Here is a 17,095-nt window from a genome sequence, read left to right on the forward strand (position 1 = left end):
CTGCGCAAGAGGTTTTCTTTTGCGTGCGGAGAAGAGGCTTTTTCTTTTTTTCATTAATAATAATTCACATAGATTTTCAAAAAAGGAAGGAGAATTTTATATGAGTGCAAATGTTTCTATAAACCAAGAAATTGAAAAGCCCGATGAACAACAACAAATAACAAAACCGAGAGATGGCGCAGATATTTTAGTGCAAGCATTACATGAACAGGATGTGGATATCATTTTCGGGTATCCAGGCGGTGCCGTTCTGCAAATTTATGATGCGCTATACCGCAATCCGATCCGTCACATCCTGACTCGCCACGAACAAGGTGCGATTCATGCAGCGGAAGGATATGCCCGTGTTACGAATAAGCCGGGTGTTGTCATCGCCACATCAGGACCGGGTGCGACAAACTTAGTGACGGGAATAGCGGATGCGATGATTGATTCTATTCCGTTAGTTATTTTCACGGGTCAGGTCGCTACTTCGGTAATCGGCACAGATGCATTCCAGGAAGCGGATATTATGGGGATCACGACACCGATTACGAAGCACAATTACCAAGTGCAGGATGTAGCTGATATTCCCCGCATTATTAAAGAAGCATTCCATATTGCGAATACAGGACGTAAAGGGCCGGTTGTCATAGATTTCCCGAAAAATATTTCGCAAACAGTGCTCTTTGAAGAAATTAAAGCACCGGATGATATTTATTTGCCTGGCTATCAACCAACGACCAAGCCGAACTATTTACAGATTCAAAAAGCGATCCAAGCATTATCATTAGCGAAAAAACCATTAGTTCTTGCAGGTGCAGGTGTATTATTTGCCGATGCGCGCGAGCAATTGACGGAATTTATCGAAAAATACAATTTGCCTATTGTCAATACGTTGCTTGGCTTAGGAAGTGTTCACGGAAAACATGAGAAATTTTTTGGGATGGCTGGGATGCACGGCTATGCTACAGCAAATGATGCCATTACAAAATGCGACTTATTAATCAATATTGGCGCACGCTTCGATGACCGCTTAACAGGAAACCTGGCAACATTTGCGCCTAACGCTACAATTATCCATATCGATATCGACCCTGCAGAAATCGGAAAAAATGTCCCGACCGACATTCCGATCGTGGCAGATGCGAAAGAAGCATTATATGCATTGCTGAAAAAAGATTTTCAAGGCCCGGATACGAGCGAGTGGATTCACTACTTGAATGATAGCCGCGAAAAATATCCGCTCTGGTACGAGGAAGCCGGCGAAGAAATTTTGCCGCAGCAGGCAATAGAAATTCTCCATAGACTGACAAATGGCGAGGCAATTGTCACGACAGATGTTGGGCAGCACCAAATGTGGGCGGCACAATATTATCATTTGAACAATCCGCACGGCTGGGTGACATCAGGCGGCTTAGGAACGATGGGCTTCGGTTTCCCGGCAGCAATTGGCGCACAGTTTGCAAAGCCGGAAAAGAAAGTAATCTCCATCGTCGGTGATGCAGGCTTCCAAATGACGAACCAAGAATTGGCATTGCTGAAGGAGTTCAACTTACCAGTAAAAGTTGTCATTTTAAATAACAGCTGTTTAGGGATGGTGCGCCAATGGCAAGAAACGTTTTACGAGGAACGGTATTCACAAAGTTTAATGCCAATCCAGCCAGACTTCGTGAAGTTAGCGGATGCATATGGAATTAAAGGCTATAAAATCGAAACATTGTCAGAGGCGGAAGCGATATTTGCCGAAGCGATCAATTCGGATGAGCCGGTCGTAATTGACTGCCGTGTCAAGCAGCTTGTAAACGTGTTCCCAATGGTTGCACCAGGAAAAGGATTACATGAAATGATTGGAGTGAAAAAGCCATGAAACGCGTTCTCACAGTTACAGTAATTAACCAAAGTGGTGTACTGAATCGTATAACAGGTTTATTAATGAAACGTCAATTCAATATTGAATCGATTACGGTTGGTCATTCGGAACAGCCAAACTTTTCAAAGATGACGTTCATCGTACATGTGGAAGATGAAAATAAAATCGAACAGCTAATTAAACAGCTATCAAAGCAGATTGACGTATTGAAAGTAAATGATATTACCGAAAAATCAATTGTCCTTCGCGAATTGGCGCTTATAAAAGTTGTATCGCCGCCAAATTTGCGCTTAGAGATGAATGCAATTGTCGAGCCATTCCGTCCGCAAGTCGTCGACACTTCCAAAAATGTCGTGACATATGAAGTGGTCGGCCACCCGGAAAAAATCGATGCCTTTATCGAGCTTATCCGGCCATATGGCATCAAGGAATTGACTCGAACAGGCGCAACAGCATCAATACGCGAAGCACAGAAAGTCGAAGGCCCCCAGCTTTCGATTTTAAAATAGCATGGCATTCCATACGGGGCGGCGGATGCCATCCAATGCCCTTATATCAAAAATAAATTACTTAAATTAATTGGAGGAAATGAAAATGTCAAAAATGTATTATGAAAACGAAATCAACGAGCAAGTACTTACAGGGAAAAAAATCGCGATCATCGGTTATGGTTCACAAGGTCATGCACATGCGCTTAACTTAAAAGAATCAGGTTTTGATGTAGTAGTAGGCATTCGACCAGGTAAATCATATGATGCAGCAAAAGAAGATGGCGTAGAAGTTAAATCAGTAGCAGAAGCAGCAGCAGAAGCAGATGTAATCCAAATCCTGCTTCCGGATGAGCGCCAAAAAGCGGTTTATGAAGCAGAAATCGCCCCATATTTAACAGCTGGCAAAGCATTAATGTTCGCACATGGCTTCAATGTACACTTCGGTCAAATTACACCACCAGCAGATGTTGACGTATTCTTAGTAGCGCCAAAAGGCCCAGGTCACTTAGTACGTCGCCAATTCACGGAAGGTGCAGGCGTGCCAGGCTTATTCGCAATCCACCAAGATGCTACAGGCACTGCTCGTGAATTAGCGCTTGCATACGGCAAAGGAATCGGTTCAGCACGCGGCGGTCTGCTTGAAACAACATTCGCCGAAGAAACGGTAACAGATCTATTCGGTGAGCAAGCGGTATTATGCGGCGGTACAACAGAGCTTGTAAAAGCTGGTTTCGAGACATTGGTGGAAGCTGGCTACCAACCAGAATTGGCATATTTCGAAACATTGCATGAACTGAAATTGATCGTTGACTTAATGTTCGAAGGCGGCATGGCGACAATGCGCTACTCGATTTCGGATACGGCGGAGTGGGGCGACTATGTTTCAGGTCCGCGCATTATCGACGCATCTGTAAAAGCGCGCATGAAAGATGTATTAACAGATATTCAAGACGGTACATTCGCTAAACGCTGGATCGCTGAAAACGAAAATGGTCGTCCAGAATATACGAAATTCAAAGAGGCTGGGGCAAACCACCAAATTGAAGAGGTTGGCGCAAAATTACGTGCAATGATGCCATTCATCAACCAGGGAAAACAAAAGGTAACAGTGAAATAATATGAAGAAAATTGACATTTTTGATACAACATTGCGCGATGGCGAACAATCGGCTGGCATTAATTTAAATACAGCAGAAAAGGTTGAAATCGCAAAACAACTAGAGCGTTTAGGTGTCACAATCATTGAGGCGGGATTTCCTGCCTCATCACCAGGTGACTTGGAAGCAGTATCGCTAATTGCGAAAACAGTGAAAAATTCGATCGTTACGGGATTGGCCCGCGCTGTTAAAGGGGATATTGATGCTGTTTGGCAAGCAATTCGCCATGCTGAGCAGCCACATGTTCATACATTTATCGCAACGAGCCCGATCCATATGGAATACAAACTTAAAAAGAATCCGGATGAAGTAGTCGAGCAGGCAGTTGCAGCTGTAAAGTACGCAAAAGAAAAATTTTCGCTTGTAGAATTTTCCGCTGAAGATGGCTTCCGATCTGATAAGGAGTTTTTAGTGCGCATTTGCCGTGAAGTGATTAAAGCCGGTGCCACAACAATCAATATTCCCGATACAGTTGGCTATGCTTCACCTGAAGAGTATGGCGCATTATTCCGCTATTTGCGGGAAAATGTAAACGGTGCAGAGAAAATCAAGTTTTCCGCACATTGCCATGATGATTTAGGGATGGCTGTAGCAAATTCTTTGGCGGCCATCCAAAACGGTGCAGACCAAGTGGAATGTACGATTAATGGGATCGGTGAACGTGCAGGAAACGCCGCATTGGAGGAAATCGGTGTTGCATTGCACATCCGAAAAGATTTTTACGGTGTTGAAACAGGACTGAATTTAAAGGAAATTAAGCGCACTTCGCAAATGGTCAGCCGCCTGACGAATGTTGTCATCCAGCCAAATAAAGCGGTTGTCGGGAAAAACGCGTTCGCGCATGAATCGGGCATTCACCAAGATGGGGTATTGAAAAATCCTGAAACATACGAGATTATTTCTCCTGCACTTGTAGGTGAAGATGACATCCCGTTAGTTTTAGGGAAGCATTCTGGGCGTGCGGCATTCCGTGACCGTGCAGAGACGATGGGCTTTGAACTGTCGGATGAAAAGCTGAATAAAGCATTTACAGAGTTCAAAAAATTGGCAGATCGCAAAAAAGAAGTGACAGAAGAAGATTTAACGACAATTTTAACGGAGCAGCAAGTTTCTGTTGGAGATGTTCCATTATTTGAACTGAAATCGGTTCAAGTACAGTACGGCACGGAAAATATCCCGACGGCTACCGCATCTGTTTTGACCCCTGAAGGCGAAACAAAAACACTTGCATCAACAGGATCAGGCTCAGTCGAAGCTATATTCAATACACTCGAACAGCTTGTACAAGGCAAAGTCAATATTTTGGATTACCGTGTGCAATCCGTCGGCAAAGGCCGCGACGCACTTGGAGAAGCAGTCATTAATCTGAAATATAACGGCTATACATCAACAGGGCGAGATTCAGCGCAGGATGTACTGGAAGCAAGCGCAAAAGCCTATTTAAATGCAGTTAACCGACAATTGATCCAACAGCATGTTCGGGAAGAGCAAGCTGTTGCGCAATAAAATCATTGTGCGCCATCACAGCTGATGGCGCTTCTACATCAAGTAACTTCACGAAGAAAGAAAGGTGTTTTTCAAATGGAAAAGAAAATTGCAGTACTACCAGGGGACGGAATTGGTCCTGAAGTTGTTGCAAGTGCAGTAAAAGTATTACAAGTAATCGGGAAACGTTTTAATCATACATTTCATTTAAATTACGGAGCAATCGGCGGGGCGGCAATCGATCAGTTCAACAATCCATTGCCAAATGAGACGATTTTAATGTGTGAAGCGAGTGATGCGATTTTATTAGGTGCTGTCGGGGGACCGAAGTGGGATAACAACACACCTGAATTACGTCCGGAAAAAGGTTTACTGAAAATCCGCAAGCACTTTGATTTATTTGCGAATTTACGTCCTGTGAAAGCTTTCCCTAGTTTACTTGCATCTTCTCCATTAAAACGTGAAGTTGCAGAAAATGTAGACTTAATGATCGTTCGTGAATTGACAGGCGGGCTATATTTTGGGGAACCACGTAAAAAAACAGATGCAGGTGCTATTGATACATGTGTGTATTCCCGTGAAGAAATCGAGCGCATTGTCGAAAATGCTTTTGAATTAGCTCGTTTACGTCGTGGAAAACTTTGCTCGGTAGACAAAGCAAATGTACTTGACACTTCACGTTTGTGGCGTGAAATTGTCGAAGAGAAGAAAAAGCAGTACCCAGATGTAGAAACAGAACATAACTTAGTTGACTCGGTGGCGATGAAACTTATTACAAACCCTGGTCATTATGATGTTATCGTGACGGAAAACCTGTTCGGCGACATTTTAAGTGATGAAGCTTCTGTTATTACAGGTTCACTCGGCGTATTGCCTTCCGCATCAATTCGCGGCGATAATTTCGGACTTTATGAGCCCGTGCATGGCTCAGCACCGGAAATTGCAGGGCAAGGTGTCGCCAACCCTGCGGCAACAATTCTGTCGGTGGCAATGATGCTTCAATATTCATTCGGCCTGAAAGAAGAAGCAGCGGAAATCGAACGTGCGGTTACAGCCGTATTCGATGATGGATACTATACCGCGGATTTGGCACAAGAACATACACGTTCACTATCAACAGAAGAATGGACAGAGAAAGTGCTGAACGAAATCGACGCAAGCTTCGTCTCGGATAGCATTATGATTTCATACAATTAAGGAACGGTGAGAACTATGGGGAAAAATATTATTGAAAAAGTGTGGGAACAGCATGTCGTGCATCGCGAAGAAGGGAAGCCGGACTTACTTTATATCGATCTGCATTTAATTCATGAAGTTACGAGTCCGCAAGCGTTCGAGGGGCTTCGCTTAGCAGGGCGAAAAGTGCGCCGGACAGATCTTTCTTTTGCAACGATGGATCACAATGTACCGACGAAAAACTTGCCGACAATCAACGATCCGATCGCGAAAAAGCAAATTATGACACTGGCGGAAAACGCAAAGGAATTCGGCATTGAACTAGCGGATATCGGACATCCTGATCAAGGGATTGTGCATGTTATCGGACCGGAACTCGGACTTACACAACCAGGCAAAACTATTGTTTGCGGTGATTCGCATACCGCCACACATGGTGCATTCGGCGCGATTGCATTCGGTATCGGAACATCGGAAGTCGAGCATGTATTATCAACACAAACATTGTGGCAACTGAAGCCACCGACAATGGAAATCCGCGTGAATGGAGAGCTTGGAGTTGGTGTGACAGCAAAGGACATCATTTTGGCGATCATCGCAAAATGGGGTATCGGTATCGGAACTGGCCATATCGTTGAGTACACTGGTGAAGCGATACGGAAGCTTTCAATGGAAGAACGTATGACGATTTGTAATATGTCGATTGAAGCGGGGGCAAAGGCCGGTTTAATTTCCCCTGACGAAACAACGGTCGATTTCCTTCGCGGGCGCCGTCATGCACCCCAAGGAGAGAAATTTGAAGAAGCTGCGAAATACTGGTTAAGCTTAGCGTCTGATGCGGATGCGACGTATGATGCTGTACTGGAAATCGAAGCAGTGGAAATCGAGCCAATCGTAACATGGGGCACGAACCCGGCGATGGGCGTCGGCGTAACGAAAACTGTGCCGACTGCGGCCGATTACGATAATGATACAGATAAGGCGGCATTGGACAAAGCGCTGAAATATATGGATTTGCAAGAAGGCCAAAAAATTACTGATATTGAAATTCAGCATGTATTTATCGGCTCATGCACGAACTCGCGCATTAATGACTTGCGTGCAGCAGCTGAAATTGTAAAAGGCGAAAAGCTGGCATCTGGCGTGAAAGGGATTGTCGTTCCCGGCTCCTGGTCTACAAAGCGTCAAGCAGAAGAAGAAGGACTCCATCTAATTTTCCTTGATGCAGGTTTTGAATGGCGTGAGTCAGGCTGCTCGGCTTGCTTAGGGATGAATGAAGATATCATTCCATCCGGCGAGCGATGCGCATCAACTTCAAACCGCAACTTTGAAGGACGTCAAGGTGCCGGTGCACGAACGCATCTTGTATCACCGGCTATGGCAGCGGCAGCGGCGATTCACGGTCGCTTTGTAGATGTTCGAAAACTGCAAAAGCAGGAAGCATAAGGAGAGATTAGTATGGAACCGATTAATATCGTGAACAGCATTTATGCACCGCTTGACCGCAAAAATGTTGATACAGACCAAATTATATCAAAGGAATTTTTAAAGCGTATTGAGCGCACTGGTTTCGGCCAATTTGTTTTTTATCATTGGCGTTTTGATAAAGACGGCAAGCAGGTCGAGGATTTCGTTTTAAATAAACCGGAATATAATGGCGCTGAAATTTTGGTTGCACAAGACAACTTTGGCTGCGGCTCATCACGCGAGCACGCACCTTGGGCAATTTTGGATTATGGCTTCCGTGTAGTGATTGCACCAAGCTTTGCGGATATTTTCCATAACAACTGCTTCAAAAATGGCATTTTGCCGATTAAGCTGACGGAAGCCGAATGTAATGAGCTTTTGGAAAAAGGCATGGCAAACGCACAGGCAATTGAAGTGAATTTAGAGCAGCAAACTGTCACAACCGGCTATGGCAAGACATATGCATTTACGATTGACCCATATTATAAACAAATGCTATTAAATGGCTGGGATGAAATTTCGTTGACGTTTCAATACGAAGAACAAATCGCGGAATTTGAGAAAAAACGCATTGCCTATTAAATATAGATTCGCTTCGAATGGTCACACCGGCTGTTTGAAGCGTTTTTTTTTTGCGGGGAAAAGGAAATGTAAGTAACCAAATCCCAAGCGATATCAACATGCGAGATATTGAAGCGAACTGTCTTTTTTTCACTCATATTTTCTCGTCTTCTATGAATTATATTTCAAATATTGGGCAATCTAATAATAATATTTTTATAAATGATTGGAGAATTTATATGTCTTCTGCAGAAACCGTTAAGTGGATCACAGAACAGCTCGCGAATACGAACGAATTAACGAAGAAGACCTTGGAAAACGAGGAAAGGCAGGCATTGCTATTTTATATAAAGCCCCTTATTAACATGGAACAGCTCCAGCAAATCATCATTAAGCCCTTTTTTGAAATGACGGATGGAAATAAATTTATCCAATATTTGAAAGCATTGCCGCAGTATCAGGAAACCAATTCAAAAGAACAGCTGCAATTAGAATTATTAAGCGGGAATATACTCGTCGTTATTCAAAATGAATACTTTTTGCTGGATTTGAAATTTTCAACAAACGATCAGGTGAATACAACATCCGTGGAAATGACAATCCATGGCTCGCAACTTGCACTTAGCGACAATCTCGCAACAAATATAAATATCATCCGCACTAATTACCATCAGCAAACTTTATATGTGGAATATTTAGTTTTAGGAGAAGTCAATCAGCAAAAACTCGCTATTATTTACGACCAAGAAAAAGTAAATAAAAAGGTATTAAAGGTGATTCAGGAAAGACTCCGGAAAATCGATAAACAGCTCATTACATCGACCAATCAATTGAATAACTTTTTGAATAATAGACGGATTTCATTATTTCCCCAAATGATTATGACAGAACGGCCGGACCGCATCGCCTACAATCTATCAAACGGCAAAGTTGTCCTGCTGTTGGATGCAAATCCTCAAGCACTTGCAGCACCTGTTGCTTTTTTTGATTTTATGACGACAATGGAGGACAATTACCATACGTTTTTTATCTCCTTTTTTTTAAGATTGCTGCGCTATATCGGGTTAATCATCAGTCTGCTTTTGCCGGGTCTTTATATTGGCATTACATCATTTGCACCGGAAGTATTCAGAACGGAGCTTGCGCTGACAATCGCAGGGAGCAGAATTGGGGTTCCATTTTCATCATTCATCGAAGTGCTGTTTATGCTCCTTTTTATGGAAATGCTGTTAGAAGCAAGTATTCGGCTCCCGAAAGCTGTAAGTGCCACTGCCACCACTGTAGGCGGATTGATATTAGGGACTGCCGTGACAGAGGCATCACTTGCATCGAATGTCATGGTTATCCTTGTTTCCGCTGTAGCGATCTCGACCTTTGTCATTCCCGTGAATGAAATGGCGTTTGCAATTCGAATAGTACGGCTATTTTTTATATTTACGACAACGATTTTTGGATTAGCAGGATTAACGCTCGGCTTATTTGCATTTATTATGTATTTGGTAAGCATTAACAGTTTTGGGGAACCGTATTTAAAAATTTCTCCTTCAAAAGCGGGCAAGGGAAAACCAGGAGGGAATACATGAGTCGATTTTATTACTACTTAATATTGATTAATATGGTGGCGAATATTATCGCTTCCGTCCCTGCGATTCTTCTGTCTTCCCATAAGGATGGGGCGGTTTCTTCAATGATTTTGGGGGCGGTTGCAGGTGTCGTTCTTGTAACAATATACACCCGCTTTTTTATTTCCTTTCCCGGAACAACATTGCCCGAACTACTGCAAAAAACAACCTCAAAATGGTTTTACTTGCCGTTCGTCTTCTCGCTTGCTGTCCTTTGGTTTACAGCAGGCTTAATTACATTGATTACTTTTACATTTCTTCTAATTCGATACCTGTCGCCGGAAATGCCCATTATTCAAATATGCCTGACGATTATTTTGGCCGTCATCTTTGGATGTGTTATGAAAACAGAGCGTGTTTTCTATACGATTGAAATATTAATACTCATCACATGTCCACTCATCTTTTTTATTTTTATTAAAGCGTACAGTGCGCAAAGTTTAAATTGGGATTTTGTAAAGGAAGCGGCTTTATATATTAACCAAATGCCGAATTACCATTCATTTTCCGCCTGCTTTTTCTTATTTTTGGGGGCAGCCAATTTGTTTGTTTTCAATCGTTTCTTTACTGAGAAACAAACATTCGGCTTTAAGCAAATTGCTATACTTGTATGCATATCGATTGCGACTTTATTTACAACATACTTTATTCCAATTGGATTTAATGGCTTTGAAAATATTGATCAGCTTGTTTATCCTTGGATTACGACAACAGACTCGTTAAGAATGGACTTTTTTGTAATTGAACGCGTTCTGTTCATTTTCCTGCTGTTCTATTTGGGCATCGCTTTTTTAAGCATTCTCATCCACTGGCATGCAGCGATGGAATTTCTGAAATTTGTCTTTAAGCTGGAAAAAATAAAATATAAAGGAAAGATTGTTGGTACTTTACTTCCAATACCGTTTTTCATCGTTATTTCACTAGTAATAGTACGTAAAGTAAATGAATATCAGCTATTCCTTTACACGAGGTATTTTTATAACATATTAGTATTTATTTTCCCTTTAATGGTCGTTTTATTTTTGTTTATAAAAAGGAGGATGAAAAATGCCGAATCCCTTTCTAAAAACTAAATTAGCCATTATTCTCTTTTTTTTCAGCCTTTTTGTTTTAACAGGCTGTGCATTTAAAGATATTGATAAAAGTGTATTTGTCGCGATGATTGCTATTGATAAATCAGAAGAAGAAGATAAACCTTATAAAATAACATTGAAGCTGTATGAACCAACCGGCTCGTTTAAAGAGACGACACAGCCCGGCTATTCGTATCTCACACAAACAGGTGAAACTTTGTCTGAAGCAATCCGTGTACTTCAATCGGCCTCAGATAAGGAGCTGGAATTTGGCCACTCCAAACTACTGATCATTGGAGAAGAGCTGCTTAAAGAAAATCGAAGTAAAGAAATTCTGGATTTTTTGTTAAGAAGACCGGATATACAAATGATCTCCTGGATTGCGAGTGGAAAACCAACTGCAGAGGAAGTAATCAAAATAATTCCGCAAGGGGAAACAGCCGCATACCCCGAACTTTTCAATTATTTCGATCATCATGGAACGACAAGTCAATATATTGTCACAACCTATTTATTTGAATTTAGAAGAAATATGGAAGAGCGGGGAATTGATACTGTTGTTCCAATCATCAAAGTCAGTGAGGAAGGGACACATTTTGAAATTAATAAATCACTAGTATTGGCTGACAAAAAGGAACCGTACGAACTGGATTCTTTAAATACCGGGATCTATAATATGCTGGCGAAGGAAACGAAACATGCAGATTTTCTTATAAAAAGAGACGATGAACATTTTATTGCAAGAATTGATACAATCAAATCAAAATACAAAGTGAACATCAAAAAATCCGAAAATATCGAATTGGAACTGAAAGTCGGTTTGTACGGCTATATATCTGAATCCAAAAAACCGCTATTAAATCGGGATTTGCCCAAATACAATAAACTACTAAAGGAAGAGGGCGAGGAGGTAATTACTGAATTTATTTCAAAAATGATAGAAGAGGGTTATGACCCGCTTGGTTTTGGAATTGATTATAAAGGAAAAGTGCTTCACAACCGACGCATGAGTGATACGGAATGGGAAGAGGCATATAAAAATGCGCAAATTAATGTAAAGGTAACACCCGGTCTAAAAAGTACTGGGTCGATTCAATAGGGAATGGATTTGCTAAAGAGCTTATCCGACCAGGGAATCATTATTTTACCGCAAAAAAATCGATTGTTTAGCCAAAAGCGGAAACAATCGATTTTTCTTATGATTCAAGTAAGGTTCATTAACTGTTGTTATTAAATATATTTCTATTGTTAAATCGCCACCCAATGCCCTTTTGACACTTCAACAAGCTTCGTATTTTCCACATCAAAACGATTGGAAATGAGCTCTTCGTCGGTCATAACACGACGCTTCTTCTGTTTTTCAATTACCGGGTCCGGAATGGGAATCGAGTCAAGCAGCATTTTCGTGTACGGATGCTGCGGATTTGCATACAGCTCTTCACTTTCGGCCAACTCGACGATTTTTCCGCCATACATAACGGCGACACGATCACTAATATGCTTTACCATTGACAAATCATGCGCGATAAATAAATAAGTTAATCCGAGCTTCTGCTGCAAGTCCTTTAATAAATCGACGACTTGCTTCTGAATCGATACATCCAATGCAGATAATGGTTCATCACAGACAATGAATTGGGGCTCGACTGCGAGTGCACGGGCAATTCCGATTCGCTGGCGCTGACCGCCGCTGAATTCGTGGGGGTAGCGGAGAGCATGCTCCTTTTTTAATCCTACAAGCTCTAATAATTCCTCCACACGAGTACGGCGTGATTCTCTGGATGAGATTAAATTATGCACATCAAGCGCTTCACCGATAATATCCAGCACCTTTTTCCTTGGATTTAAGCTTGAATAAGGGTCCTGGAAAATAATTTGCATATAGCGGCGCATACTTTTTAATTCATTTTTCGTTAAGCGGCTAACAGGCACCCCTTTATATAGCACTTCACCGTCAGTTGGCTCATGCAGCTGCAATAATGTGCGTCCTGTAGTTGATTTACCAGAACCTGATTCTCCGACTAGACCAAGTGTTTCACCCGGATAAATATGAAATGATAAATCATTTACCGCTTTTAATACATTGCCTTTTGCTAGTTCGAAGTGCTTTGAAATATTCTTTACTTCCACTAAAGGCATATTTATATCCAAATCTGCCGATAAATTAGGCATTGCTTTCGGTTCCTTCTTTTCATGAAGCTTCGGCAGTGCATTCAAAAGGCGCTTTGTATAAGAGTGCTGCGGGTTTGCGAAAATCTCCTCTGTTGTACCTTGTTCCACAACCTCGCCTTCTTTCATAACGACGACCCGATCGCACATACCTGCTACGACACCTAAATCGTGGGTAATTAATATAATAGATGTACCGAAGCGCTCTTGCATTTCCTTCATTAACGATAAAATTTGTGCTTGTATTGTTACATCAAGCGCTGTTGTCGGTTCGTCTGCAATCAGAAGAGATGGATTGCAGGCAAGGGCCATCGCAATCATGACACGCTGACGCATTCCTCCGCTAAATTCATGCGGGTATTGATTATAGCGTTCTTCACTATTTTTAATGCCGACAAGTTTTAGCAGCTCCATCGTGTTCGCATAAGCTTCTTTTTTCGAGAGCCCTTGGTGTTTCATAATACCTTCAGCAATTTGGTCTCCGATGCGGATGGTAGGATTTGTTGATGTCATCGGATCCTGGAAAATCATGCTTATATCTTTTCCGCGTATTCCTTCCATTTGTTTTTCTGTTTGTGTGATCAAATTTTTCCCTTGGAATTCAATTGTCCCCTCTTTTAAAAATGACGGGGGAGACGGAAGGAGCCGCATGATTGAGCGCGCAGTTACACTTTTACCGCTTCCGGATTCACCGACAATTCCTACTGTTTCTCCTTTATTCACATGGAAACTAACGCCTTTTACTGCTTCGAATTCTTGTTCGCCTGTAATAAAAGAAACGCGTAAATTATTTACATGAAGCAACTTTTCACTCATAAATGTTCATCCTTTATTTTAATTCAGCAGTAAACACTCATCTGTTCAAGTGAGTGATCAATGCTTTTTTAGTAAGATTCAGCGAGATTCTAGGACGCATGCTGAATCAAGATACACCTCAGTATAATTGATTGAAAATAAAATAATATTATTGACTTATTGATTTCCGTTCTACATAATACATTACTATACAGGTAGGAATTATACAATATATCAATTATGCATTCACTTAATTGCATTCAAATTATTAATAGCTACTATTCCTAATGCTATAACGAGCAGCAAAAATATATAAGAAAGGAGCTGTCATATTCACATGCAGCATTTATTTTTTGAAAGCTTTCAAAAAAATGCTTCAAAAAAAGCTACTATTTTGCATATGTACTGCTCGGTCTACTCGTGCACATCGTCACATTTCCATTCTATTTAGCAAATCGTTCTAAATCAGCGTATGCGGAAAAAGCATTGAACGTGAAACAACAGTGGATAGACGATGGGGCAGTACTGCATTGGCAAAAGCAATATGAAGTGGAAGAGCGTACGAAAGCGCGGTTTTTCAAAAAGGTAATCGATGAGCAAAAAATTAGCGCAACGGCCAATATGTTAACAGAGCAAAAATTGAACCGGGAAGTGGAGAAACAGCTTGCTGCTACAGGTGCTTTAAAAGATTCGTATAAAAGTTATTTTAGCAATCTACTTAAAAAACCCCCATTTTTAATTATTAGTATAATACCTGGTATTTTCATGTATTTACTATTAATAGTTACGAGCAATCCATTTATTCGCTTTATTTTTGAACGCTTACTTCAAAGTGTATTCGTCATTATTGGCGTGGCAACACTCGTGTTTACGATTTTGTACATTTCGCCTTTTGATCCGGCGCGAAATTTGCTTGGGGTGGAAGCGACACCTGCACAAATCGAAAACTTTAATAAGCTTTACGGGTTAGATCAGCCGTATTTAGTTCAGCTTTGGCATTCCTTATCAGGACTTTTTACATTTGATTTAGGGACTTCTTTTGCAGGGAAGGAGGATGTGACGCAAAGTATTTTAAACAAGTTTCCAGTAACGCTTGAAATTGCTTTGTTCTCCTTATTGATGGCGATTGCAATTGCAATTCCGGTCGGCATTATTTCGGCAGTGCGTCCTAATTCGTTTATCGATTATATGTTTATGCTGATTGCTTTAATCGGGCTATCAATCCCAAGTTTTTGGCAAGGGCTAATTTTCATTATGACGTTCTCGCTGGAACTGAAATGGTTCCCGGCAACGTATAACCCAGGGAATTGGATGTCGATTGTTCTGCCGATTGTCGTGCTTGGAACTTCGATTACCGCTTCGATTGCGCGTATGACGAGATCGAGTATGCTGGAAGTCATCCACGAAGATTATATTATTACAGCGAAAGCAAAAGGTTTAAGTGAACGAAAAGTCATTACGAAACATGCCATTCGCAATGCGATGATTCCGATTATTACGGTGATCGGATTATTATTTGGCGGAATGCTTGGCGGTGCTTCCGTAACGGAGAAAGTATTTAATATTAGCGGTATCGGAAGCTATATTGTCGATAAACAATTCATTCCCGATATTCCTGCTATTTTGGGCGGGGTTGTATATATCGCGATTACGATTTCGATTGTCAATATGCTCATCGATATTTTATACGCATTCTTTGACCCAAGAATACGATCAAAAATGAAAAAATCTTAGGAGAGGGCAACGACGTGAAATTCATATCAGACGTAAAACTGCTGTTGAAAATAACACAAGAGTATGTAAATGGACAGTTTACCATAGCTTTTTCTGCGATTTTTTCATTGCTGTTTTTACTTTATAGCTTTAATTTTTCAGAAGGTGTATGGCGGCCTTATGTACTTGTATTTTTTGCGATTTATATTAGTACAACAATATACGTATGGCTAATATCACTGCTTATTAAAAAGGATTTAGCGAAGCACCGAGAACTGACAAAGCGTACACGATTTCTCGGTATCCCGTTGATTTTAACAATTTTCGCAGGCAATGTATTTGCGGCAGGATTCGGCTTTATGCTTGCATCGAAAAATAAAACGGCTGAATATACATTTGCTGTTTATGCATTTTTGACGCAAATCTTCATCATGATGATTTCCGGTTTCAATATTTTCAAGCCGTATGTTGTCGATACTTTTCTGCTCGCAATGGGCGCATTTGCTGTATTGGCACTGCTGTATTTAATAACAGCCGCTTTAATTGCAAAATATGCAACTGTGGATTCAGCGCCAAAATGGATGCTGCCATTAGGAATTATATTGCTAATCCCGACAGTAACAGGGAACTTTTTCTCGTTGCTATTAGCGATTACGTTAATAAGGAAAGCGCGCAATACAGACCCGTCCGCTGTTGAAAAATGGCAAAAAACATGGAACAAAATTTTGCGCAATACGATGGCGGTTTTCGGCTTGTTTTTCATCGTATTCATGTTTAGTTTATCTGTTGTCAGCTCATGGACATTTGACTATGATTTCGCGGTAGAAAACAATTACGCCGTATTATTGCAAACACCGACACTTGAATATCCTTTAGGCACCGATAATTTCGGGCGGGATTTATTTTCCCGCATTGTGTTCGGGGCGCAGATTTCATTGATTGTCGGATTTAGCGCAACGATTATTCCTGCATTAATCGGCGGGGCGCTCGGTGCGATTTCAGGATATTACGGTAAAAATACGGACAATATCATTATGCGTGCATTGGACATTTTATATGCCATTCCCGGTATTTTACTTGCGATTGCCATTATTGCGGCGTTTGGAGCGAACACGACGAACTTAATCATCGCATTAAGTGTCGGGGCGATTCCAACATATGCACGTACGATGCGGGCCAATGTAATGCAAATTTCCAACTATGAATTTGTCGAGTCGGCGCGTGCATTAGGGGCTACCGATCGCTCGATTATTTTCAGGCATATCGTTCCAAATGCTTTGGCGCCGATGATTGTAAAAGCGACATTAACAATTGGCGGGGCGGTTATTTCAACAAGCAGTTTAAGCTTCCTCGGTCTTGGCATTGAGCCTCATATTCCAGAGTGGGGCAATATTTTAAAAGTTGGGAGCACTTACTTAGAGTCACATTCTTATTTAGCGATTTTCCCAGGGCTATGCATTATGCTGCTCGTTTTATCGTTCAACTTTTTTGGCGATGGATTGCGTGACGCATTGGACCCAAAATCTAATTAATC

Annotated in this window: 13 protein-coding genes; 12 read left to right on the forward strand and 1 reads right to left on the reverse strand. The window is 41.4% G+C overall.

Annotated features, from left to right (window positions below):
• Positions 1-100 precede the first annotated feature (100 nt).
• The 10 genes from ilvB (at position 101) to ACTHOQ_RS05860 (ending at position 11,983) form a co-directional block, all read left to right on the forward strand.
• Positions 101-1,849, forward strand: a complete 1,749-nt coding sequence (gene ilvB, locus ACTHOQ_RS05815) for a biosynthetic-type acetolactate synthase large subunit (protein WP_440494786.1) — start codon at positions 101-103, stop codon at positions 1,847-1,849.
• Positions 1,846-2,361: an acetolactate synthase small subunit gene (gene ilvN / locus ACTHOQ_RS05820; protein ID WP_440494787.1), complete on the forward strand. Its 516-nt coding sequence runs from the start codon at positions 1,846-1,848 to the stop codon at positions 2,359-2,361. The genes ilvB and ilvN overlap by 4 nt, the downstream gene beginning before the upstream one ends.
• Positions 2,362-2,446: 85 nt before the next feature.
• Positions 2,447-3,460 (forward strand): ketol-acid reductoisomerase, encoded by a 1,014-nt coding sequence (gene ilvC / locus ACTHOQ_RS05825; protein ID WP_440494788.1) that lies wholly within the window; start codon positions 2,447-2,449, stop codon positions 3,458-3,460.
• A gap of 1 nt (position 3,461) precedes the next feature.
• Positions 3,462-5,006, forward strand: coding sequence for a 2-isopropylmalate synthase (locus tag ACTHOQ_RS05830; protein ID WP_440494789.1), 1,545 nt, complete (start codon positions 3,462-3,464; stop codon positions 5,004-5,006).
• A gap of 75 nt (positions 5,007-5,081) precedes the next feature.
• Positions 5,082-6,182: a 3-isopropylmalate dehydrogenase gene (gene leuB, locus ACTHOQ_RS05835; RefSeq protein WP_440494791.1), complete on the forward strand. Its 1,101-nt coding sequence runs from the start codon at positions 5,082-5,084 to the stop codon at positions 6,180-6,182.
• Between the two features lie 15 nt (positions 6,183-6,197).
• Positions 6,198-7,607, forward strand: a complete 1,410-nt coding sequence (gene leuC, locus ACTHOQ_RS05840; protein WP_440494792.1) for a 3-isopropylmalate dehydratase large subunit — start codon at positions 6,198-6,200, stop codon at positions 7,605-7,607.
• A 12-nt stretch (positions 7,608-7,619) separates the two neighbouring features.
• Entirely contained in the window at positions 7,620-8,210 is a 591-nt protein-coding gene (gene leuD, locus ACTHOQ_RS05845) for a 3-isopropylmalate dehydratase small subunit (protein WP_440494793.1), read from the forward strand.
• Positions 8,211-8,428: 218 nt separating this feature from the next.
• A complete protein-coding gene (locus ACTHOQ_RS05850; RefSeq protein WP_440494794.1) occupies positions 8,429-9,772 on the forward strand; it encodes a spore germination protein in 1,344 nt (447 codons plus the stop codon).
• Positions 9,769-10,884 (forward strand): GerAB/ArcD/ProY family transporter, encoded by a 1,116-nt coding sequence (locus ACTHOQ_RS05855; RefSeq protein ID WP_440494795.1) that lies wholly within the window; start codon positions 9,769-9,771, stop codon positions 10,882-10,884. Before ACTHOQ_RS05850 ends, ACTHOQ_RS05855 begins: the two co-directional genes overlap by 4 nt.
• Positions 10,859-11,983, forward strand: a complete 1,125-nt coding sequence (locus ACTHOQ_RS05860) for a Ger(x)C family spore germination protein (protein ID WP_440494797.1) — start codon at positions 10,859-10,861, stop codon at positions 11,981-11,983. Before ACTHOQ_RS05855 ends, ACTHOQ_RS05860 begins: the two co-directional genes overlap by 26 nt.
• A gap of 149 nt (positions 11,984-12,132) precedes the next feature.
• Here ACTHOQ_RS05860 and ACTHOQ_RS05865 read toward each other — a convergent pair whose 3' ends face one another.
• The gene (locus ACTHOQ_RS05865; protein ID WP_440494798.1) at positions 12,133-13,869 is read right to left on the reverse strand and encodes an ABC transporter ATP-binding protein; all 1,737 of its coding nucleotides are present in this window, start codon (positions 13,867-13,869) and stop codon (positions 12,133-12,135) included.
• A 471-nt stretch (positions 13,870-14,340) separates the two neighbouring features.
• Between ACTHOQ_RS05865 and ACTHOQ_RS05870 the strand changes: the two genes are divergently transcribed.
• Together ACTHOQ_RS05870 and ACTHOQ_RS05875 are read left to right on the forward strand one after the other, a co-directional pair.
• Entirely contained in the window at positions 14,341-15,582 is a 1,242-nt protein-coding gene (locus ACTHOQ_RS05870) for an ABC transporter permease (protein ID WP_440494894.1), read from the forward strand.
• Between the two features lie 14 nt (positions 15,583-15,596).
• Positions 15,597-17,093, forward strand: a complete 1,497-nt coding sequence (locus ACTHOQ_RS05875) for an ABC transporter permease (RefSeq protein WP_440494800.1) — start codon at positions 15,597-15,599, stop codon at positions 17,091-17,093.
• Positions 17,094-17,095: the final 2 nt, after the last annotated feature.

The organism is Solibacillus silvestris (genome assembly GCF_051967575.1).
Classification (GTDB): domain Bacteria; phylum Bacillota; class Bacilli; order Bacillales_A; family Planococcaceae; genus Solibacillus; species Solibacillus silvestris_B.

Coding starts and splice junctions, on each gene's coding strand:
- ilvB (WP_440494786.1), top strand. CDS start 101: ATGAGTGCAAATGTTTCTATAAACCAAGAAATTGAAAAGCCCGATGAA.
- ilvN (WP_440494787.1), top strand. CDS start 1,846: ATGAAACGCGTTCTCACAGTTACAGTAATTAACCAAAGTGGTGTACTG.
- ilvC (WP_440494788.1), top strand. CDS start 2,447: ATGTCAAAAATGTATTATGAAAACGAAATCAACGAGCAAGTACTTACA.
- ACTHOQ_RS05830 (WP_440494789.1), top strand. CDS start 3,462: ATGAAGAAAATTGACATTTTTGATACAACATTGCGCGATGGCGAACAA.
- leuB (WP_440494791.1), top strand. CDS start 5,082: ATGGAAAAGAAAATTGCAGTACTACCAGGGGACGGAATTGGTCCTGAA.
- leuC (WP_440494792.1), top strand. CDS start 6,198: ATGGGGAAAAATATTATTGAAAAAGTGTGGGAACAGCATGTCGTGCAT.
- leuD (WP_440494793.1), top strand. CDS start 7,620: ATGGAACCGATTAATATCGTGAACAGCATTTATGCACCGCTTGACCGC.
- ACTHOQ_RS05850 (WP_440494794.1), top strand. CDS start 8,429: ATGTCTTCTGCAGAAACCGTTAAGTGGATCACAGAACAGCTCGCGAAT.
- ACTHOQ_RS05855 (WP_440494795.1), top strand. CDS start 9,769: ATGAGTCGATTTTATTACTACTTAATATTGATTAATATGGTGGCGAAT.
- ACTHOQ_RS05860 (WP_440494797.1), top strand. CDS start 10,859: ATGCCGAATCCCTTTCTAAAAACTAAATTAGCCATTATTCTCTTTTTT.
- ACTHOQ_RS05865 (WP_440494798.1), bottom strand. CDS start 13,869: ATGAGTGAAAAGTTGCTTCATGTAAATAATTTACGCGTTTCTTTTATT.